The following is a 21,240-nucleotide window of genomic DNA, read 5'->3' as shown; positions in this document are numbered from 1 at the left end:
CCGCACGATTGTGGCCGGGCCCTGGAAAATAAGTAACAATGCAGCCACTTTCGGCCTGCAAAAGCGGGCCTATGATAGCCAAGAATCGTCCTCAGCTTAAGGCCCACGGTGCAAATGAAACGAACCGCTTTCTTCATCTCCGACGGCACCGGCATTACGGCCGAAACCCTGGGTCAGAGCTTATTGGCGCAGTTCGAAACCATCACCTTCACCAAACTCACGCGACCGTACATTGATAGCGTGGAAAAAGCGCGCGCAATGGTACAACAAATCAATAGTGCTGCCGAGAATGACGATGCGCGACCAATCATCTTCGACACCATCGTCAACCAGGAAATCCGCGAGGTTCTAGCCGAATCCGAAGGCTTCATGATTGACATCTTCTCGAGCTTTCTCGCACCACTCGAGCAAGAATTGAGTTCGCACTCGTCCTACTCGGTCGGCAAGTCCCACTCCATCGGGCACAACTCCAATTACATGGAACGTATCGAGGCGGTGAACTTCGCCCTGGACAACGACGACGGCGCCCGCACTCACTATTACGACAAGGCCGACCTGATCCTGGTCGGCGTTTCCCGTTGCGGTAAAACGCCTACTTGCCTGTATATGGCAATGCAATACGGAATTCGTGCCGCAAATTACCCGCTAACCGAAGACGACATGGAACATCTGCAGCTTCCAGCCGTGCTGAAGAAGTACCGAGACAAGCTGTTTGGCCTGACCATCGACCCGGATCGATTGACCGCCATTCGCCATGAGCGCAAGCCCAACAGTCGCTACGCCAGCTTCGCCCAGGCCGAATTCGAGGTGCGCGAGGTGGAGGGTCTGTTCCGCCGCGAAAACATCAACTTCATCAATTCCACGTATTTTTCCGTGGAAGAGATTTCCGCCAAGATTCTGGTGGAAAAAGGCGTCGAGCGCCGCCTAAAGTAGGGTTGATCGGGGCTTTACACCACCCACATATCCATGAATCGCTGCACCGGCGTGGCTTCAAGCGCCGCCTGATCCTGGCACAGGTGGAAAATCTGCGCGCTACGCTGGGCGCTGAAACGGGTTGCCAGGTTGGCCTTGAACTTGTCCTCCAGCAACGCAATGCCCTCGGCGCGACGACGGCGGTGACCGACTGGGTACTCAACCGCGACCTGCATGGTCGATGAGCCATCCTTGAAGAACACCTGAACGGCATTGGCAATCGAACGCTTGTCGGCTTCCAGGTACTCGCGGGTGTAGCGCGGGTCCTCGACTATCTCCATCTTCTCGCGCAACTGGTCAATGATCGGGTGGGCGGCATGAAAGTCATCTTCGTACTGCTCGGCCACCAGGTTGCCGAACACCAGCGGTACGGCGGTCATGTACTGGATGCAGTGATCACGATCGGCCGGATTGGCCAAGGTGCCCACCTTGGAGATGATGCGAATCGCCGATTCGTGGGTGGTGATGACGATTTTATCGATTTCGTGCAGGCGATCCCTGACCTCAGGGTGCAGAATGACCGCCGCTTCGCAGGCGGTCTGCGCATGGAATTCGGCCGGGAAACTGATCTTGAACAGCACGTTTTCCATTACGTAGCTGGCGAAACCCTGCGGGAAACTGAATTGGCGCGCCTCAGTAGGCTTCAGCGCCAGGTCGTTGTTGGTATGACTGAACAGCACATCGTAGAAACCCCATTGCGCTGCGCTTAGCGCGCCAGGAATGCCCATTTCGCCACGCATGGCGATATCGGCCAGGCGCACACCACGGCTGGTAGCATCGCCCGCCGCCCAGGATTTGCGCGACCCGGCGTTCGGCGCGTGGCGGTAGCTACGTAGCGCCTGGCCGTCGACGAAGACATGCGAGATAGCCGACAGCAGTTGCTCGCGGTTGGCCCCCATCAGCCTGGCGCAGACGGCGGTGGAGGCCAGCTTGACCAGCAGCACATGATCCAGACCAACCCGGTTGAAGGAATTTTCCAGGGCAAACACGCCCTGGATCTCGTGGGCCATGATCATCGCGTCCAGCACCACACGCATGCTCAGCGGCGTTTCGCCCCGGGATACGCGCAGTTGCGACAGGTGGTCGGCCACCGCGAGAATACCGCCGAGGTTGTCCGATGGATGGCCCCACTCGGCCGCCAGCCAGGTGTCGTTGTAGTCCAGCCAACGCACGATGCAGCCGATATCCCAGGCGGCCTTAAGCGGATCCAGACGGAAACTGGTGCCCGGCACGCGCGCCCCATTCGGCACCACGGTACCCTCGACGAACGGACCGAGATGCTTGGTGCACTCGGGAAAGCGCAGCGCCAGCAAACCGCAACCGAGGGTGTCCATCAGGCAGTTGCGTGCGGTATTCAGGGCCTCGGCGGACTCGATCTTGTAGGTCAGGACGTAGTCGGCGACGTCCTGGATCACTTGGTCATAGTCGGGGCGGATATTCAGGTCGACATTGGCGCTCATGTGTTCACTCCTCCTTCGGCTTCTTGTGGCCCGGCCCCTCGGGGAAACGCGAAACCACTGCAGGTATACGGCGTTGGCGCAATTTGTAGCCCGTCTGACTTCATAGAGCAGGCACCAACGCAATCCCAGAGCACTCCAAGGGTGCATGGCTAAACGTGGGGCTAGGTCAGGGGCGATCCGAACCACCTACATGACTGCAGCCACGACATGCCAACCCAGAAGGCGAAAAACCCGCTTGTGCGGGCTCTTCTTCAGCTTAGGCCATACGCCTCAGAACGCATCGCCGGGTACGCGCACCCAGCCTTCCATCAGCACGCGGGCGCTGCGACTCATGATCGCCTTGACCACCGTCCACTCGCCGTCGACTTGGTTGGCTTCGGCGCCAACCCGCAGGGTGCCGGAGGGGTGGCCGAAGCGCACGGCGCTGCGCGCCCCGCCGCCAGCCGCGAGGTTCACCAGGGTGCCCGGAATCGCCGCGGCGGTGCCGATGGCCACGGCAGCCGTGCCCATCATGGCGTGATGCAGCTTGCCCATCGACAGCGCGCGCACCAGCAGGTCGATATCGCCCGCGGCCACTGGCTTGCCGCTGGAAGACAGGTAAGCCGCCGGCTTGGCGACGAAGGCGACTTTCGGCGTGTGCTGGCGTTGGGCGGCTTCATCCACGTTCTGGATCAGGCCCATGCGCAGCGCACCATAGGCGCGAATGGTCTCGAACATGGCCAGGGCCTTGGCGTCACCGTTGATGGCGTCCTGCAGTTCAGTGCCGGTGTAGCCAATGTCCTCGGCGTTGACGAACACGGTGGGGATGCCGGCGTTGATCATGGTCACCTTGAAGGTACCGACACCCGGCACCTCGAGCTCGTCGACCAGGTTGCCGGTGGGGAACATCGAATCACCGGCGCCCTCCTCGTCCGCGGCCGGGCTGATGAATTCGAGCTGCACTTCGGCGGCAGGGAAGGTCACCCCATCGAGTTCGAAGTCACCGGTTTCCTGCACGTCACCCTGGGTGATCGGCACGTGGGCGATGATGGTTTTGCCAATATTGGCCTGCCAGATCCGCACGACAGCCATACCGTTCTCGGGAATGCGGCTGGCATCGACCAGGCCGGCACTGATGGCGAACGAGCCGACCGCCGCCGAGAGGTTGCCGCAGTTGCCGCTCCAGTCGACGAAGGCCTTGTCGATCGACACCTGGCCGAACAGATAATCGACGTCGTGGTCGGCTTTCTCGCTTTTGCTCAGGATCACGGTCTTGCTGGTGCTGGAAGTCGCCCCCCCCATGCCATCGGTTTGCTTACCATAGGGATCGGGGCTGCCAATCACGCGCAATAGCAAGGCATCGCGGGCCGCACCGGCAACCTGCGCAGTATCGGGGAGGTCTTGCAGGCGGAAGAACACGCCTTTACTGGTGCCGCCACGGATATAGGTGGCAGGAACCTTGATTTGGGGTACATAGGCCATGAAATGCCTTTCCTCTGAGACTGAAGCGGCAACTTGCCGCCTCGCTCAATCATGTTCGGTGGGTTGTAGATCGGGCCACGCGTGTTGAACGTCGCGATACCCGCGCGCCTTGGCACATTGGCTATCGCTACGTTCAACAGCAACCTACGGGCTGTCAGGCCGTGACAGTCGATTCCAGGAAGTCCTGGGCAAAACGCTGCAGCACACCACCCGCCTCGTAGATCGAGACCTCTTCGGCGGTATCCAGACGGCAGGTCACCGGCACCTCTACTCGCTCGCCATTCTTGCGGTTGATCACCAGTGTCAGCGTGGCCAGCGGCTTGCGCTCGCCAATCACGTCATAGGTTTCAGTACCGTCAATATTCAGCGTATGGCGATTAGTGCCCGCCATGAACTCCAGCGGCAACACCCCCATACCGAGCAGGTTGGTGCGGTGGATGCGCTCGAAACCTTCCGCGGCAATGGCTTCCACACCGGCCAGACGCACGCCCTTGGCAGCCCAGTCGCGGGAGGAACCCTGACCGTAGTCAGCACCGGCAATGATTATCAGCGGCTGCTTACGCTGCATATAGGTCTCGATCGCTTCCCACATGCGCGTGACCTGGCCTTCCGGCTCGATACGCGTCAGCGAACCCTTCTTCACCTTGCCATCGACTACCGCCATCTCATTGACCAGTTGCGGGTTGGCGAAGGTGGCGCGCTGCGCAGTCAGGTGATCGCCACGGTGGGTGGCGTAGGAATTGAAGTCCTCCTCCGGCAGGCCCATCTTGTGCAGGTACTCACCGGCGGCACTGTCGAGCATGATGGCGTTGGACGGCGACAGGTGATCGGTGGTGATGTTGTCTGGCAGCACGGCCAACGGGCGCATGCCCTTGAGCGAGCGCTCACCGGCCAGCGCGCCTTCCCAGTACGGCGGACGGCGGATATAGGTGCTCATCTCGCGCCAGTCGTACAACGGGCTGATCTGTTCGCGGGCCTCGCGGGTGATGTCGAACATCGGGATATACACCTGACGGAACTGCTCGGGCTTGACCGAAGCCTTGACCACCGCGTCGATTTCCTCGTCGCTCGGCCAGATGTCCTTGAGGCGGATTTCCGTGCCATCGACCACGCCCAGCACATCCTTTTCGATATCAAAGCGGATGGTACCGGCAATGGCGTAGGCCACCACCAGCGGTGGAGAAGCGAGGAAGGCTTGTTTGGCGTATGGGTGGATACGCCCATCAAAGTTGCGGTTACCCGACAATACGGCGGTGGCGTACAGGTCGCGCTCAATGATTTCCTGCTGGATAACCGGATCCAGCGCGCCGCTCATGCCATTACAGGTGGTGCAGGCAAACGCCACTACGCCAAAGCCCAGCTGCTCCAACTCAGGCAGCAGCTGCGCTTCTTCCAGGTACATTTTTACGGTTTTAGAGCCCGGCGCCAGGGACGACTTGACCCAGGGCTTGCGCGTCAGCCCCAGCTTGTTGGCATTACGCGCGATCAGGCCGGCGGCAATCATGTTGCGCGGGTTACTGGTGTTGGTGCAGCTGGTGATGGCGGCGATGATCACCGCACCGTCCGGCATTTTGCCCGGCTGGTTTTCCACCACACCGCTGATGCCACGGGCAGCCAGCTCGGCGGTAGGCAGCAAGGCATGCGGGTTGGACGGGCCGGCCAGGCTACGCGCGACATTGGACAGGTCGAAACTCAGCACCCGCTCGTACTCGGCGCTCTTCAGGCTATCGGCCCACAGGCCCGTGTGCTTGGCGAACTGCTCGACCAACTTGACCTGCTCGTCCTCGCGACCGGTGAGCATGAGGTAGTCGATGGTTTGCTGGTCAATGTAGAACATGGCCGCCGTGGCGCCGTATTCCGGGGTCATGTTGGAAATTGTGGCGCGGTCTCCAATGGTCAGCGCATTAGCGCCTTCACCGAAGAACTCCAGGTACGCACCAACCACCCGCTCGCGCCGCAGGAACTGGGTCAGCGCCAGCACCATGTCGGTACTTGTAATGCCCGGTTGCAGCCGGCCAGTCAGTTCGACCCCGGTAATATCCGGCAGACGCATCCAGGACGCGCGACCGAGCATCACGCTCTCCGCTTCAAGACCACCAACGCCCACGGAAATCACGCCCAACGCATCGACCATCGGGGTGTGACTGTCGGTACCGACACAGGTATCGGCAAAGGCCACCCCGTCACGCACCTGCACCACCGGCGACATCTTCTCCAGATTGATCTGGTGCATGATGCCGTTGCCCGGTGGGATCACGTCGACGTTCTTGAACGCCTTCTTGGTCCAGTTAATGAAGTGAAAACGGTCTTCGTTGCGCCGGTCTTCGATGGCGCGGTTCTTGTCGAAGGCGTCCGGATCAAAACCACCCGCTTCGACCGCCAGCGAGTGGTCGACGATCAGCTGGGTCGGCACCACCGGATTGACCAGCGCCGGATCGCCACCCTGATCGGCAATCGCATCACGCAGACCGGCCAGATCAACCAGTGCGGTCTGGCCGAGAATGTCATGGCACACCACACGGGCCGGGAACCAGGGGAAATCCAGGTCACGTCTGCGCTCGATAAACTGGCTCAGCGAGGCCGTCAGCGTGGCCGGGTCACAGCGCCGCACCAGGTTTTCCGCCAAGACGCGGGAGGTGTAGGGCAGCTTGTCGTAAGCACCCGGCTGGATCGCATCGACTGCGGCACGGGTATCGAAGTAATCCAGCGTGGTGCCGGGCAGGGATTTGCGGTATTGGCTGTTCATCTTATTGGCGATCCTTGAGCGGCACGAACTTGCGGTCCTCGGGACCGACGTAGTTGGCGCTCGGGCGAATGATTTTGCCGTCGATGCGCTGCTCGATGACGTGGCTGGACCAGCCTGAGGTGCGGGCAATCACGAACAGCGGAGTGAACATGGCGGTCGGCACACCCATCATGTGGTAGCTGACCGCACTGAACCAGTCGAGGTTGGGGAACATCTTCTTGATTTCCCACATGGTCGATTCCAGGCGCTCGGCGATGTCGTACATCTTAGTGCTGCCCTGCTCGGTGGAGAGCTCGCGGGCTACGCCCTTGATCACATTGTTACGCGGGTCGGACACGGTGTAGACCGGATGGCCGAAACCGATGACCACTTCCTTCTTCTCGACCCGGGCACGAATGTCGGCCTCGGCCTCGTCCGGGTTGTCGTAGCGCTTCTGAATCTCGAAGGCGACCTCGTTGGCACCACCATGCTTGGGTCCGCGCAGGGCGCCGATGCCACCGGCAATGGCGGAGAACATATCCGAACCAGTGCCGGCAATCACCCGCGAGGCAAAGGTAGAGGCATTGAATTCGTGCTCGGCGTAGAGAATCAGCGAGCAGTGCATGGCACGCACCCAGGACTCGCGCGGCGTCTCGCCATGCAGCAGATGGAGGAAGTGACCACCGATGGAGTCGTCGTCGGTTTCCACCTCGATGCGCTTGCCGTTATGGCTGAAGTGGTACCAGTACAACAGCATGGAACCCTGCGAGGCCATCAGCTTGTCGGCGATGTCGCGGGCACCGGGGTGATTATGATCATCCTTCTCTGGCGCCAGGCAGCCGAGCACGGACACGCCGGTGCGCATCACATCCATCGGGTGAGCGGACGGTGGTAGCTGCTCCAGGGCGGCTTTCAGCGCCGCCGGCAGGCCACGCAGGGCCTTGAGTTTGGCCTTGTAACCCGCCAGCTCGGCGGCATTGGGCAGCTTGCCGTGTACCAGCAGGTGAGCGATTTCCTCGAACTCGCAGGTGGTGGCGACATCGAGAATGTCATAGCCACGGTAGTGCAGGTCGTTACCGCTGCGACCGACGGTACACAGCGCGGTGTTGCCGGCGGTGGTGCCGCTCAGGGCTACGGATTTCTTCGGCTTGAAGCCTGGGGTGGTGGTTTCTGGGGTCGAGCTCATCGTTTGTCTCTCCTCGTCCGATCCGGTCGGGTATTTCTTGTTATGCGCAGGCCGCGGCGGCTCGCGCGCCAGTTATTTCTTGGCGGCAAACAGCGCGTCGAGATGCGCTTCGAACGCGTGGTAGTTGATGCGCTCGTAGAGCTCCATGCGGGTCTGCATGGTGTCGATCACATTCTTCTGGGTGCCGTCACGGCGCAGCGCGGTGTAGACGTTCTCGGCCGCCTTGTTCATGGCGCGGAAGGCCGACAACGGATAGAGCACCAGGGACACGTCGACACTGGCCAGCTCGTCGGTGGTGTACAGCGGGGTGGCGCCAAACTCGGTGATGTTGGCCAGGATCGGCGCCTTGATGCGGTCGGTGAAGGTCTTGTACATCGCCAGTTCGGTGATCGCCTCGGGGAAGATCATGTCGGCGCCGGCCTCGACGCACGCCTCTGCACGATCCAGCGCCGAGTTCAGGCCCTCGACGGCTAGCGCATCGGTGCGCGCCATGATCACGAAGCTGTCGTCGGTGCGCGCATCCACGGCCGCCTTGATCCGGTCGATCATCTCCTGCAGGGTGACGATTTCCTTGTTCGGCCGATGACCGCAGCGCTTGGCGCCCACCTGGTCTTCGATGTGAATCGCCGCGGCGCCGAACTTGATCATCGACTTGACGGTACGCGCCACGTTGAACGCCGAGGAACCGAAGCCGGTGTCGACATCCACCAGCAGCGGCAGGTCGCAGACGTCGGTGATCCGCCGTACATCGGTGAGCACATCGTCCAGCCCGGTGATACCCAGATCCGGCAAACCCAGTGAGCCGGCCGCCACACCGCCACCGGACAGGTAGATCGCCTTGAAACCGGCGCGTTTGGCCAACAGCGCATGGTTGGCATTGATCGCACCTACGACCTGCAGCGGATGTTCTGCGGCAACCGCATCGCGGAAACGCTGGCCGGGACTGCTCTGACTGGAAGGCTGACTCATGACTCACCTCGGGGTTTGGCTGTCTTGGTTGACGCGCCCTGGTAGTGGCGCTCGATATTGCGCTTGGACGCACCGATGTGACGGCGCATCAGCAACTCTGCGAGTTCACCATCGCGCTCGGCGATGGCGTCGAGAATGCGGTGGTGTTCGGCGAACGCCTGACGCGGGCGGTTCGGTGTAGCGGAGAACTGCAGGCGGTACATGCGCACCAGCTGATACAACTCACCGCAGAGCATCTGCACAAGGGTGCGGTTGCCGCTGCCTTGAATGATCCGGTAGTGGAAATCGAAATCGCCTTCCTGCTGGTAGTAGCCGACACCCGCCTTGAAGGCCGCGTCCTGCTCATGCAGATCGAGCACCCGGCGCAGGTCATCGATTTCCGCCTGGCTCATCCGCTCGGCGGCCAGGCGGCAGGCCATACCCTCCAGCGACTCGCGGATCTCATAGAGCTCGATCAGCTCGGCGTGATCGAGCGACACCACCCGTGCACCCACATGGGGAATGCGCACTAACAGACGCTGACCTTCCAGGCGGTGAATCGCCTCGCGCAGCGGCCCACGACTGATGCCATAGGTGCGTGCAAGCTCCGGTTCGGAAATCTTGCTGCCTGGTGCGATCTCGCCTTTGACGATGGCAGCCTGAATCCGGCGAAAAACATGCTCGGACAGCGTTTCCGAGTCATCTTGAACGATACGGGGCAACTCAATGGCATCGGGCATATTGTCGACACTACTTGCTAGATTTGCCAAAAAATTACCCCATGTAAGCATTGATGTCAAACATTCGACCTAGACTGTCGACAATCACCCGGATAACAAAAAGTTCTGACCCGCTCTCTCTTCTTGCATAAACGCCTATAAGCGTCTGTCGCAGCAGCAAAACCCCCGTGATAGAATGCCACCCACTTGCGCCTGGCCTAGCGTTGCTGCCATGCCCGCTAGAGTTCAAACCAGGCGCAGCGGCTATGCCGTCTCGCCCGCTGGTCTTGTTATTCGATGACCGCGCTATACCTAAATAGGACTTATGAGACTCAAGCCCTTCGCCCTGCCGTTCTGCCTGTTATTACTGCCTGGCCTGGGTCTCGCCGCCGCAGAGAAGGCCGTATACGGCCTGAATGAACACGCAATGCTGTTCAACCTCGGCCTGCAAGTGCCGGCCAAGTTGGATACTGGCGCCAAGACAGCGTCCTTGAGCGCGCGGGATATCAAACGTTTCAAGCGTGAAGGCGAACCCTGGGTACGCTTTTACCTGGCAATCGACGATGCCCATGCCCATCCTATCGAGCGCCCGCTGGCGCGGATCAGCAAAATCAAACGCCGCGCCGGCGACTATGATCCAGAGGAAGAAAAAACCTATACCGCACGCCCGGTCATCGAGCTGGATATCTGCATGGGCCAAGCCCTGCGCACTATCGAAGTGAACTTGACCGACCGTAGTGCATTCCAATACCCGTTATTGATCGGCTCCGATGCACTCAAGCGTTTCAGTGCACTGGTCGATCCAAGCCTTAAATACGCAGCAGGAAAACCTGGCTGTCCTCCTGACGCAAACATTGGCGCCACCCCTAATGAGTAATGCCTATGCGCTCTCTTAACCTGCATCTGAAAATCCTGATCACACTATTGGTGGGTCTGGGGATTCTGATTACGGCCTATCAAATTTTCATTCTCGGCATACCACTGACCGAAGATGAAACCGATGACCTGTGGAACATCGACGCCAGAGTCGAATTCCAGGCCAGCCCGCGTGAGCCAGTCAAGCTACAGATGTTCGTGCCGCCACTGAATCAGGATTACGTCAGCCTCAACGAGAGCTTCATCTCGAACAATTATGGCGTGAGCATCAATCGCGCCAACGGCAATCGCAAGGTCACCTGGTCTGCCCGGCGCGCCGGCGGCAAGCAAACCCTGTACTACCGCCTGGTATTGACCAAGCGCTACAGCGGCGAGCAAGCCAAGAGCGAAGGCCCGATCTTCCGCGACAGCATTCCCGTGGAAGGCGCCGAGAAGATTGCGGCCGAAGCCCTGCTCGCACCGATCCGGCAACACTCGGCGGACGTCGAAACCTTTATCAGCGAGACCATCAAACGGGTCAACAACGTCAACGACGACAACGTCAAACTGCTGCTGGGCGGCGATGCCTCGACCGCAAATAAAGCCGATGCCATCGAGCTGCTGCTGTCCATTGCCCATGTGCCTATGGAGCGCGTACACACCATTCGCCTGGCTGCCGAGATTCAGCAAAGCCCCGAGTTATGGTTGCGCAGCTTCAACGGCGAAAAATGGCTGTACTTCAACCCTGATACTGGCCAACAAGGTATGCCGAGCGACCGCCTGATCTGGTGGATCGGCGACGATAATCTGGTCAACCTCGAAGGCGGCAAGCAAGCGAACGTCAGCTTCACCCTGAGCAACAGCGAGATGAATGCCATCCGCCTGGCCAAATTAACTGACGAAAACACTGACGCCGACTTCCTCGAATACTCGATGTACAGCCTGCCGCTTTCTACCCAGCAGACTTTCCAGATCATGATGGTGATCCCGGTCGGCGTGCTGGTGATTCTGATCCTGCGCAACCTCGGTGGCTTGCAGACCCTAGGCACCTTCACGCCGGTGCTGATCGCCCTGGCCTTCCGTGAAACCCAGCTGGGCTTCGGCATCATGCTGTTCACCGTCATTACGGCTTTGGGCCTGTCACTGCGCTCCTACCTCGAGCACCTGAAACTGCAGATGCTGCCCAGACTCTCGGTGGTCCTGACCTTCGTGGTGGTACTGATCGCGGCAATCAGCCTGTTCAGCCATAAACTTGGCCTCGAACGCGGCCTCTCGGTGGCGTTGTTCCCGATGGTGATTCTGACCATGACCATCGAACGCCTGTCCATCACTTGGGAAGAACGTGGTGGCGGTCATGCCTTCAAGGTTGCCATCGGCACCCTGGTCGCCGCGACCCTGGCTCACTTGCTGATGAGCGTGCCGGAGCTGACCTACTTCGTCTTTACCTTCCCGGCTGTGCTGATGATCCTGGTGGGCTTCATGCTGGCGATGGGCCGCTATCGCGGTTACCGCCTGACCGAACTTTTCCGCTTCAAAGCCTTCCTGAAGGATTGAGCCATGCTAGGTCTCTGGAAAACATGGAAGGCCCTTGAAGCCAAAGGCATCATGGGCATCAACCGCCGTAATGCGGACTACGTACTGAAGTACAACAAGCGCAATCTCTATCCGATCGTCGATGACAAGATCATCACCAAGGAACGCGCCATCGCAGCCGGCATCGATGTGCCGGAAATGTATGGCGTGATCGAGACCGAAAAAGGCATCGACAAGCTGCGCGAGATCATTGGCGATCGCCCGGACTTCGTGGTCAAGCCAGCGCAAGGTGCTGGCGGCGATGGCATTCTGGTCATCGCTGACCGCTTCGAGGATCGCTATCGAACGGTTTCCGGCAAGATCATCAGCCATGAGGAAATCGAACATCAGATCTCCAGCATTCTCACCGGCCTCTACTCGCTGGGCGGTCACCGTGACCGCGCACTGATCGAATACCGCGTCATTCCCGACCCCATCTTCAAGAGCATCAGCTACGAAGGTGTACCGGACATCCGCATCATCGTGCTGAAGGGCTACCCGGTGATGGCCATGGTGCGCTTGCCGACCCGCCAGTCTGGCGGCAAGGCCAACCTGCACCAAGGCGCGATCGGTGTGGGCGTGGATCTGGCAACCGGGGTGACCCTGCGCGGCACCTGGCTGAATACCAAGATCAGCAAGCACCCAGACACCACCAATTCGGTAGACGGCGTACAGCTACCCAACTGGAACGGTTTCATGACGCTTGCCGCCGGCTGCTATGAGCTGTGTGGCCTTGGCTATATCGGCGTGGACATGGTCCTCGACCAAGAGAAAGGCCCGCTGATTCTCGAGCTCAACGCGCGCCCCGGCCTGAACATCCAGATCGCCAACGACTGCGGCCTCACTCACCGCGCCCATGCAGTGGAAGCACGCCTGGTCGAACTGGCGAAAAAAGGCATAACCGAGACGCCAGAGGAACGCATGCGCTTCGCCCAGGAGCTGTTTGGTCACGCAGCCAAAGCAGAGATCTGAACCAAGTCGTCCGCAGGTTTTATCACGGCGGCCAGCGAAGGTAGACAGGCTGCCCGCAACAGAAATCGGAAACGACCCAAAGTGCCGCTCACTCAAGCAAAGTGATCGGCACTTTTTTTGACCTGGATGCACGCCTGAATATCGAGACCCAGCTCCCTTATCCGCACAGTACCCAGACAGAGCTCTAGGATGAATCTGGCAGGCGTTCTACAATCGCCTGCCGCGCGCCTCCGAAAGCCTCGCATGTCTACTTGCCTTGTACACGCCCTGCCCTATCGTGCCGACCCGGCCAGCTACTTCGACGTCGTCTGTCACGCGCCAGGGGCGGTGCTGTTGGATGCCGGCCGCCCGGCCGCCCAGCGTGGACGCTATGATCTGATCAGCGCCTGGCCAACGGCCGAGCTGATCCCAACGCCTGACGAACCGGCCACTGACTTCCTGCAACGCCTGCGCGCCAGTCTGGCGGCGCTGGGTGTGGCCAAAGCACCTGACGACTGCCCACTGCCCTTCGTCGGCGGCTTGATTGGCTACCTGGGCTACGACTTCGGCCGACGCCTGGAAACCATGCCCGAACAGGCAAGCGACGACCTGGGCTTGGCCGATGCGCAACTGGGCTTGTATGCCTGGGCCCTGATTACCGACCATCACCTGGGCACCAGTCAGCTGATGTTTCATCCAACGCTGAGCACTGCACAACGGCAGCGCTTGATCGAGCTGTTCGATGCGCCACAAGCGCCAGCGCCGGCGCCTTTTGCGCTGACCGGGGCATTCAAGGCAGATATCGATGCAAGCGAGTATCGCCATGCCATCGAACGCATCCAGGCCTATATTCAGTCCGGCGACTGTTACCAGGTGAACTTTGCCCAACGCTTTCGCAGCCACTACCAGGGCGATCCCTGGACGGCTTATCGCACCTTGCGCGCGGCCTGCCCGACGCCCTTCTCCGGCTACCTGGCCCTGGCAGATAACGGCGCAATCATCAGCCTGTCGCCTGAACGCTTCCTGCGCGTCAGCGAAGGTCACGTGGAAACCCGCCCGATCAAGGGCACCCGCCCACGTCACAGCGACCCCGAGCAGGATGCCGCGCATGCCGAAACGCTATTGGGCAGCCCCAAGGATCGTGCCGAGAACCTGATGATCGTCGATCTGCTGCGCAACGACCTGGGCCGCAGCTGCACGATCGGTTCGGTACGTGTGCCCGAGCTGTTTGCCCTGGAGAGCTATCCCAACGTGCACCACCTGGTCAGCGCGGTGACGGGCGAACTGGCGCCAGGCAAAGACGCCCTGGATCTGCTCGCCGGCAGCTTCCCCGGCGGTTCAATCACCGGCGCGCCGAAAATCCGCGCCATGCAGATCATCGACGAACTGGAGCCCACCCGCCGCGCACTCTATTGCGGCTCGCTGCTTTATCTGGACGTGCGTGGAGAGCTGGACAGCTCGATTGCCATCCGCAGCCTACTGGCCAAAGACGGGCAGATCAGTTGCTGGGGCGGCGGCGGGATAGTCGCCGACTCCGCCTGGCAGGCGGAATACCAGGAGTCCATCACCAAGGTGAAGATCTTGCTGGAAACGCTGGAGGGGATGTAGCTGCAAGCTGCAAGCGAGCTCGGAACGAAGTGACAACCGCCTAACGCCTTCGCCCTACTCTTGCAAGCTTGCAGCTTGTCGCTGCGGTTACACGCTCAGGTCGCGATTGGACGCCTTGATGAACTCGCGCTTGAGATCATCAAAGGTGTGCACCGCCGGGAACTGCGGAAACTCGCGAATCACGTTTTCCGGCGCATGAAACAGGATGCCCGCATGGGCCTCGCTGAGCATGGTGGTGTCGTTGTACGAGTCGCCTGCGGCGAGCACCCGGTAGTAGAGACTCTTGAGCGCGACCACCGACTGCCGCTTGGGATCCTTCTGGCGCAACTGGTAACTCACCACGCGATCATTCTCGTCGGTGATCAGCTTGTGGCACAGCAGCGTCGGGAAACCCAGCTGACGCATCAGCGGCTGGGAGAATTCATAGAAGGTGTCCGAGAGAATCACCACCTGAAAGCGCTCACGCAGCCAGTCGATGAACTCCACCGCGCCGTCCAGCGGCTTGAGGGTGGCAATGACTTGCTGGATGTCGTTCAGCTTCAGGCCATGCTCATCGAGAATGCGCAGGCGCTGCTGCATCAGCACGTCGTAATCCGGAATATCCCGGGTGGTCGCTTTCAGCGATTCGATGCCGGTTTTTTCCGCGAAGGCGATCCAGATCTCCGGGACTAGAACACCTTCCAGGTCGAGACAAGCGATTTCCACGGGACACTCCTAGATTGGGCTTGAAAGAAGGCGGCACTCTAGCGGCTCGCCGGAGGCTGCGCAACGCAAGGCTTATACCCAAACTAGACGGACACCCTCGCACTTGGTTATTTAGCGGTATAACGCCTTTTTGCTACCATCGACGCACAGAGCGTCCCGAGGACGCAAATACGCCAGGCGCAGTAGCCGGGCAGCTTCCTCTTAGCGCCACCCCAACCAGGAATCCAGCCCGATGAGCCACCCATTCGATGTAGCCGAACTGGCCGCAACCTACGCCAACAAGTCGCCCCAGGACATTCTCAAACTTGCCTTTGAGCACTTTGGCGATGAACTGTGGCTGTCCTTCAGCGGCGCCGAGGACGTGGTGCTGGTGGACATGGCCTGGAAGCTGAACAAAAACGTCAAGGTCTTCAGCCTCGACACCGGCCGCCTGCACCCGGAGACCTACCGCTTCATCGAGCAGGTGCGCGATCACTACGGCATCGCCATCGACGTACTTTCCCCCGACGCGACGGCACTAGAGGCACTGGTCAAGGAAAAAGGCTTATTCAGCTTCTACAAGGACGGCCACGGCGAATGCTGCGGTATTCGCAAGACCGCCCCGCTGCGGCGCAAGCTCGCCACGGTCAAGGCCTGGGCTACCGGCCAGCGCCGCGATCAGAGCCCCGGCACCCGCAGCGAGGTCGCGGTGGTGGAAATCGACACGGGCTTCTCCACCCCGGAAAACACCCTGTACAAGTTCAACCCGCTGGCGCAGATGAGCAGCGAAGACATCTGGGCCTATATCCGCATGCTGGAAATCCCCTACAACAGCCTGCATGAGCGCGGCTTCATCAGCATCGGCTGCGAGCCGTGCACCCGCCCCGTACTGCCCAATCAGCACGAGCGCGAAGGCCGCTGGTGGTGGGAGGAAGCCACGCAGAAGGAGTGCGGCCTGCACGCCGGCAACCTGATCGCCAAGAGCTGATGCACTGATGAGCAAGAAAAACCCGGCACTTGGCCGGGTTTTTTCTTGCTCGAAAGCCACTCAGTAAGTCGGCAACTCGACATCGCGGAACAACTCTTCCAGCTCGGCCTTGTTATGACACTGCACCGCACTGGCCAGCACATCGCGGGTCAGGTGCGGGGCGAATTTCTCGATGAAATCGCACATGAATCCGCGCAGGAAGGTGCCGCGGCGGAAACCTATCTTGGTCACACTGGACTCGAACAGATCGCTGGCATCGAGCACCACCAGATCGGGATCGAGTGTGGCATCCACCGCCATTTTGGCCACGATGCCCACGCCGAGCCCAAGCCGCACATAGGTTTTGATCACGTCGGCATCGGCGGCGGTGAAGACCACCTTGGGCGTCAGGCCGCGGTGACTGAAGGCCTCGTCCAGCTTGGAGCGGCCGGTGAAGCCGAATACATATGTGACGATAGAGTGCTCGGCGAGGGCTTCCAGGGTCAGCTTCGGCAGCTTGCTCAACGGATGCCCCTGAGGCACTACCACGCAGCGATTCCAGCGGTAGCACGGCATCATCACCAGATCATTGAACAGTTCCAGCCCCTCGGTGGCAATGGCGAAATCCACGGTGCCATCGGCGGCCATTTCGGCGATCTGCATCGGCGTGCCCTGGTGCATGTGCAGGGCGACATCCGGGTATTGCTTGATGAATCCACTGATCACTGCCGGCAAGGCATAGCGCGCCTGGGTATGGGTCGTGGCGATGGACAAGGTGCCCTTCTTCTCGTTGGAGAATTCCTGGGCGATCTGCTTGATGCTTTCGACCTTGCGCAGGATTTCTCCGGCAGTGGTGATGATCCGCTCGCCCGCCGGGGTAACCCGGGTCAGGTGCTTGCCGCTGCGTGCGAAGACCTCCACGCCCAATTCGTCTTCGAGTAAACGGATCTGCTTGCTGATGCCCGGCTGCGAGGTATAGAGGCTTTGCGCTGTGGCCGACACATTGAGGTCGTGATGCGCGACTTCCCAGATGTAGCGCAGTTGCTGAAGCTTCATAAAAATCCCTCAAAGCAAAATAAGCAGCCGTTCAGTGGCCGGCGGCGTCATATAACCATATATATGGTTTAACTATTAAATCTAGATGATTTTATTTGGTTTTGCCGATTATTCTTTGAAATATAAAACGACCTCAAGCCTCCCCACGAGCTCGGTGCTGCAGCATCGGCACCAGATACACCGGAACTTCGGACAACTGCACCAGGCGCGCGGCCGTGCGCCCCAAGGGGATATCCAGACCGGCGCCATGGCTATGACTGCCGACGACCAACATATCCACCCCACGTTTCTGCGCCTCCTCGAGAATCACCTGAGGCGGATCGCCCTGCACCACCTGCACCGCACGGATCACCTCGAGCTCATGCTGGGACTCGCCAAGTTCATCACGAAAGCCCTCCAACACCCTCTGTTCGATACTCGCCATGACCGTACTCAGGCCATTAGAGCGCAGCTCCTTGAGCTGCTCTTCATCCAGGAAGGTTTGCAGCACCGATTCGGCAAACAACCCCATTGGCTCCACCGCATGCACGACATATAGGCTGGCATTGAACGCGCGAGTCAGCGCCAAGGCATGTTGCAAGACATAGGGGGCATAAAGACCAAGATCGGTAGCATAGAGAATCGAGCGAATCATGCGGCCTCCTAGACTGCCTACGTCTGGCAGGCCTCACTTGAGCTTAGCAGTGCCATCCGCATGTCAACAAAACTACAGTTATTCAGGACGAATGGTTATATGCACAAGGCCTGGGTGCCGCGGGGTTCGGCATCCGTATTCAGGCTTGTACAGTAGAACTACGCGTGAACCGACAGGCTGCTAGAGCTGCGGCTCGTTACTCACGCCATGCGGTACATGCCCGGTAGCAACGACTTCACGGGCTTTCTCGCAGTGCCCCGCCTGGTCGTCGAAGAATACGTCGGCACCGAAGGTCTCGAGGATCGCAGCCTTCTCCAGCCCGCCCAGAAAGAACGACTCATCCAGGCGAATATTCCACTCGCGCAAGGTGCGAATGACCCGTTCATGGGCCGGCGCCGAACGAGCCGTGACCAAGGCCGTGCGGATCGGACAGGCCTCCTCGGGAAACTCCTGCTGCAGGAGGTGCAGCGCCGCCAGGAAGGGCTTGAAGGGTCCCCCGCCGAGCAACTCGCGAGCCGACTCGCGCTCGTGGCTCTGGAAGGCTTCCAGGCCGCCCTGCTGATAGACCCGCTCGGACTCGTCGGAAAACAGCACGGCATCGCCGTCGAAAGCGATGCGCAGCTCATTGCTCGCGGCCCGCCGCGCCCCACCAGAAAGAATAGTGGCCGCGCCAAAACCCGAGCGCAGCGCGCTACGCACATCTTCGGCGTGAGTCGAGAGAAACAGATGGCAGCCGAACGCCGCCAGATAGGGATCAGGGCTGCGACCCCCGACAAAAGCCGCACGCGAGATGCCAAGGCCGTAGTGCTGGATCGAGTTAAACGCGCGCAACCCGGTATCGGCACTGTTGCGCGACACCAGAATCACTTCCACTCGCGCCTGACCCAGCGTCGTGTTCAACCCCAGCAGCTTCTCGACCAAGGGAAACGCGTCGCCAGGCATGAGAATTTCGTCCTCATGCTCGATCTGATAGCGACGATAGGCTTCGACCCCTTCGCCCTCATATACGCGATGACTCTCGCGCAGGTCGAACAGCGCCCGTGAGGAAATCGCCAGCACCAGCTTGTCACTCATCCCCTTGCTCATACTTACCTCGGTGTCTGTGTAAAACTCGGCCACCGTCGCGAGGCCACTATCCGTGGGATTGCAGGCAGCGGACCGGCGGATGGAACACCGCATAGCGTGCGACCAGGCCAGCATTATCGGCTGCGTCGATCCAGGCCAGGCGCGTGATCGGCAGCAGCAATGTCGGCAGCTCCCGGTGCGCCCAACGACAATTGCTACAGCCTGTGCCGGTGAAAATCAGCAGAGGAGTGCCGGGTAGATCCAGCAAGCGGCGATCCGCATCAAAGTCGGTCAGTTGCAATTCAGACACTATACTATTTAGAACGATGTCAAATTGATGGCATAGGGAGTCGGTTGCCATGCGACGGTTTCTGCGTCACCCCAGCGATATGCCCGTGGAGTTGGTGCTCCGCAAATCAACCTTTATACCCAAACAACGGCTGAACAATATCAGCCTCGGCGGAGTGGCGTGCAACTCCAGATGCGGTTTTCGCCCTGGTACTGCGATAGAGCTACGCATCCCACTGCTTGGCGAGCAAGCACGCTACCCCGGGGTGGTGGCCTGGTGCCGCAAACAGCCCGACGATTACCTGGTTGGCATAGCCTTTATCGACGAGGACACGTTATTTCGAGCACGCATGATCGAACAGATCTGTCAGATCGAACATTACCGCCAGCAACGCGAACAAGAGCTGGGCGAACACCTCGCCATCGAGAGTATCGCCGAGGAGTGGGTAGCACAGCACGCGGCCGAATTCGCCAGCGCCAACCTGTAATCCTGGTTTCGTTCCGCTTAACGACCTTAGACCCATTGTCTAGCCAGCCTGTAACGCGCTAAGGTTCTGCATCCCCGCTGTGCTCATAAATGCTGCGCTCCGCCACACGGGGAGCGCTGGCGGCCGGCACCCGTGACCTGACGACCCTGACCTGATGAAAAGCACGATGGCTGATTTACCAATCAATGACCTTAACGTTGCCTCCAACGAAACCCTGATCACTCCCGATCAGCTAAAGCGCGAAATTCCGCTGACCGATACCGCGCTGCACACTGTTGCCACTGGTCGCCAGGTGATTCGCGACATCCTCGATGGTAAAGACCATCGCTTGTTTGTCGTAGTTGGTCCCTGCTCGATTCACGACATCAAAGCGGCCCACGAATACGCCGAACGCCTCAAGGCGCTTGCGGCAGAAGTGTCGGACAGCCTGTACCTGGTGATGCGCGTGTACTTTGAAAAGCCGCGCACCACGGTGGGTTGGAAAGGCTTGATCAACGACCCCTATATGGACGACTCGTTCAAGATTCAGGACGGCTTGCACATCGGTCGCCAGTTGCTGCTCGACCTGGCTGAAATGGGCCTGCCGACTGCTACCGAGGCACTCGACCCAATCTCCCCGCAGTATTTGCAGGATTTGATCAGCTGGTCGGCCATCGGTGCACGCACCACCGAGTCGCAAACCCACCGCGAAATGGCCTCTGGCTTGTCCTCGGCGGTTGGCTTCAAGAACGGTACCGACGGCGGCCTGACCGTAGCGATCAACGCGCTGCAATCGGTTTCCAGCCCGCATCGCTTCCTCGGCATCAACCAGGAAGGTGGCGTGTCCATCGTCACCACCAAGGGTAATGCCTACGGTCATGTGGTGTTGCGCGGCGGCAACGGCAAGCCGAACTACGATTCGGTCAGCGTGGCCGTTTGCGAGCAGGAACTGACCAAGGCCGGTATTCGCCCGAATGTCATGGTCGACTGCAGCCATGCCAACTCGAACAAGGATCCGGCGCTGCAACCGTTGGTGATGGACAACGTTGCCAACCAGATCCTCGAAGGCAATCAATCGATTATTGGTCTGATGGTCGAGAGTCATCTGGGCTGGGGTAGCCAATCGATACCGAAAGACCTCAACCAGCTGAAATACGGCGTGTCCGTCACCGATGCCTGCATCGACTGGGATAGCACCGAAAAAACGCTGCGCAGCATGCACGCCAAACTCAAGGATGTACTGCCCCAGCGTCATCGCGGCTAAACGCCGCAGTTACAAAAACGCCGGGCTATGCCCGGCGTTTTTGTAAGCGTCTTCGTCAGTCTTTGACACTATGGCGCTGGCGGCGCTCCATATAACGTTCGACGTAGGAACACGAAGGAATCACCGTGTAATCCATGCGCTCGGCGTACTGCAAGGCATGCTCGGTCAATGCGGCGGCAATGCCACGACCACGCAGCGAATTCGGAACAAAGGTGCGGTAAATATCCAAGGTCTGCTTGCCCAGATCCATATAGGCCAGGTACGCACGATTACCATCCACTGTGGTCTCGAACTGGTGACCCTTAAGGTCATGGTGAATGGACAACGCCTCGCTCATCCCAACTCCTCTGAAAATAGC

Annotated in this window: 20 protein-coding genes; 8 read left to right on the top strand and 12 right to left on the bottom strand. The window is 59.9% G+C overall.

Annotated elements, in window-relative coordinates; all coding sequences use genetic code 11:
* The first annotated feature begins 114 nt into the window (after window positions 1-114).
* Window positions 115-933 (top strand): pyruvate, water dikinase regulatory protein, encoded by an 819-nt coding sequence (locus B2D37_RS05575; protein WP_079201787.1) that lies wholly within the window; start codon window positions 115-117, stop codon window positions 931-933.
* A gap of 14 nt (window positions 934-947) precedes the next feature.
* Here the strand turns inward: B2D37_RS05575 and prpD are convergent, their stop codons facing one another.
* The 6 genes from prpD to B2D37_RS05545 form a co-directional block, all read right to left on the bottom strand.
* The gene (prpD, locus tag B2D37_RS05570; protein WP_079201786.1) at window positions 948-2,432 is read right to left on the bottom strand and encodes a 2-methylcitrate dehydratase; all 1,485 of its coding nucleotides are present in this window, start codon (window positions 2,430-2,432) and stop codon (window positions 948-950) included.
* Between the two features lie 270 nt (window positions 2,433-2,702).
* The gene (gene prpF / locus B2D37_RS05565) at window positions 2,703-3,893 is read right to left on the bottom strand and encodes a 2-methylaconitate cis-trans isomerase PrpF (protein ID WP_079201785.1); all 1,191 of its coding nucleotides are present in this window, start codon (window positions 3,891-3,893) and stop codon (window positions 2,703-2,705) included.
* Between the two features lie 154 nt (window positions 3,894-4,047).
* The gene (gene acnD / locus B2D37_RS05560) at window positions 4,048-6,639 is read right to left on the bottom strand and encodes a Fe/S-dependent 2-methylisocitrate dehydratase AcnD (protein ID WP_079201784.1); all 2,592 of its coding nucleotides are present in this window, start codon (window positions 6,637-6,639) and stop codon (window positions 4,048-4,050) included.
* Between the two features lies 1 nt (window position 6,640).
* Window positions 6,641-7,804: a 2-methylcitrate synthase gene (prpC, locus tag B2D37_RS05555; protein WP_079201783.1), complete on the bottom strand. Its 1,164-nt coding sequence runs from the start codon at window positions 7,802-7,804 to the stop codon at window positions 6,641-6,643.
* 72 nt (window positions 7,805-7,876) lie between these two features.
* Window positions 7,877-8,773: a methylisocitrate lyase gene (gene prpB, locus B2D37_RS05550; protein WP_079201782.1), complete on the bottom strand. Its 897-nt coding sequence runs from the start codon at window positions 8,771-8,773 to the stop codon at window positions 7,877-7,879.
* Window positions 8,770-9,492 (bottom strand): GntR family transcriptional regulator, encoded by a 723-nt coding sequence (locus tag B2D37_RS05545; protein WP_079201781.1) that lies wholly within the window; start codon window positions 9,490-9,492, stop codon window positions 8,770-8,772. The genes prpB and B2D37_RS05545 overlap by 4 nt, the downstream gene beginning before the upstream one ends.
* 304 nt (window positions 9,493-9,796) lie before the next feature.
* Here B2D37_RS05545 and B2D37_RS05540 point away from each other — a divergent pair, with 304 nt between their 5' ends.
* The 4 genes from B2D37_RS05540 to pabB all read left to right on the top strand — a co-directional run bounded on the left by B2D37_RS05540 (window position 9,797) and on the right by pabB (window position 14,457).
* Window positions 9,797-10,348 (top strand): ATP-dependent zinc protease, encoded by a 552-nt coding sequence (locus tag B2D37_RS05540; RefSeq protein ID WP_079201780.1) that lies wholly within the window; start codon window positions 9,797-9,799, stop codon window positions 10,346-10,348.
* 5 nt (window positions 10,349-10,353) lie between these two features.
* Complete coding sequence (locus B2D37_RS05535) at window positions 10,354-11,880, top strand: inactive transglutaminase family protein (protein WP_079201779.1); 1,527 nt, start codon at window positions 10,354-10,356, stop codon at window positions 11,878-11,880.
* 3 nt (window positions 11,881-11,883) lie between these two features.
* Window positions 11,884-12,870 carry an alpha-L-glutamate ligase-like protein gene (locus B2D37_RS05530; protein WP_079201778.1) on the top strand — a complete coding sequence of 329 codons (987 nt, stop codon included), beginning with the start codon at window positions 11,884-11,886 and terminating at the stop codon, window positions 12,868-12,870.
* Between the two features lie 243 nt (window positions 12,871-13,113).
* Window positions 13,114-14,457 (top strand): aminodeoxychorismate synthase component I, encoded by a 1,344-nt coding sequence (pabB, locus tag B2D37_RS05525; protein ID WP_079201777.1) that lies wholly within the window; start codon window positions 13,114-13,116, stop codon window positions 14,455-14,457.
* Window positions 14,458-14,544: 87 nt separating this feature from the next.
* Here the strand turns inward: pabB and thrH are convergent, their stop codons facing one another.
* Window positions 14,545-15,162: a bifunctional phosphoserine phosphatase/homoserine phosphotransferase ThrH gene (gene thrH / locus B2D37_RS05520; protein WP_079201776.1), complete on the bottom strand. Its 618-nt coding sequence runs from the start codon at window positions 15,160-15,162 to the stop codon at window positions 14,545-14,547.
* Window positions 15,163-15,394: 232 nt separating this feature from the next.
* Here thrH and B2D37_RS05515 point away from each other — a divergent pair, with 232 nt between their 5' ends.
* Window positions 15,395-16,129, top strand: a complete 735-nt coding sequence (locus B2D37_RS05515) for a phosphoadenylyl-sulfate reductase (RefSeq protein ID WP_079201775.1) — start codon at window positions 15,395-15,397, stop codon at window positions 16,127-16,129.
* Between the two features lie 60 nt (window positions 16,130-16,189).
* Here B2D37_RS05515 and cysB read toward each other — a convergent pair whose 3' ends face one another.
* The 4 genes from cysB to B2D37_RS05495 all read right to left on the bottom strand — a co-directional run bounded on the left by cysB (window position 16,190) and on the right by B2D37_RS05495 (window position 19,224).
* Complete coding sequence (gene cysB / locus B2D37_RS05510) at window positions 16,190-17,164, bottom strand: HTH-type transcriptional regulator CysB (protein WP_079201774.1); 975 nt, start codon at window positions 17,162-17,164, stop codon at window positions 16,190-16,192.
* Window positions 17,165-17,297: 133 nt separating this feature from the next.
* Complete coding sequence (locus tag B2D37_RS05505) at window positions 17,298-17,798, bottom strand: universal stress protein (RefSeq protein WP_079201773.1); 501 nt, start codon at window positions 17,796-17,798, stop codon at window positions 17,298-17,300.
* A 180-nt stretch (window positions 17,799-17,978) separates the two neighbouring features.
* Complete coding sequence (locus tag B2D37_RS05500; RefSeq protein ID WP_079201772.1) at window positions 17,979-18,884, bottom strand: 5'-nucleotidase; 906 nt, start codon at window positions 18,882-18,884, stop codon at window positions 17,979-17,981.
* 46 nt (window positions 18,885-18,930) lie between these two features.
* Window positions 18,931-19,224, bottom strand: a complete 294-nt coding sequence (locus B2D37_RS05495) for a thioredoxin (protein WP_154067045.1) — start codon at window positions 19,222-19,224, stop codon at window positions 18,931-18,933.
* On the opposite strand from B2D37_RS05495, the gene B2D37_RS05490 reads away from it, so the two are divergent.
* Both B2D37_RS05490 and B2D37_RS05485 read left to right on the top strand, forming a co-directional pair.
* Entirely contained in the window at window positions 19,223-19,639 is a 417-nt protein-coding gene (locus tag B2D37_RS05490; RefSeq protein WP_079201770.1) for a PilZ domain-containing protein, read from the top strand. The two genes, B2D37_RS05495 and B2D37_RS05490, sit on opposite strands and share 2 nt — an antisense overlap.
* Before the next feature lie 166 nt (window positions 19,640-19,805).
* Window positions 19,806-20,882, top strand: coding sequence for a 3-deoxy-7-phosphoheptulonate synthase (locus B2D37_RS05485; RefSeq protein ID WP_079201769.1), 1,077 nt, complete (start codon window positions 19,806-19,808; stop codon window positions 20,880-20,882).
* Window positions 20,883-20,937: 55 nt separating this feature from the next.
* Here B2D37_RS05485 and B2D37_RS05480 read toward each other — a convergent pair whose 3' ends face one another.
* On the bottom strand, window positions 20,938-21,219 hold the full coding sequence (locus B2D37_RS05480; protein WP_079201768.1) for a GNAT family N-acetyltransferase: 282 nt from the start codon (window positions 21,217-21,219) through the stop codon (window positions 20,938-20,940).
* Window positions 21,220-21,240: the final 21 nt, after the last annotated feature.

Source organism: Pseudomonas sp. CC6-YY-74 (assembly GCF_002025205.1).
Lineage (GTDB): Bacteria > Pseudomonadota > Gammaproteobacteria > Pseudomonadales > Pseudomonadaceae > Aquipseudomonas > Aquipseudomonas paeninsulae.
Note: the sequence above shows the minus strand (reverse complement) of the source record. Positions and strands in the feature narration are given on the sequence as shown.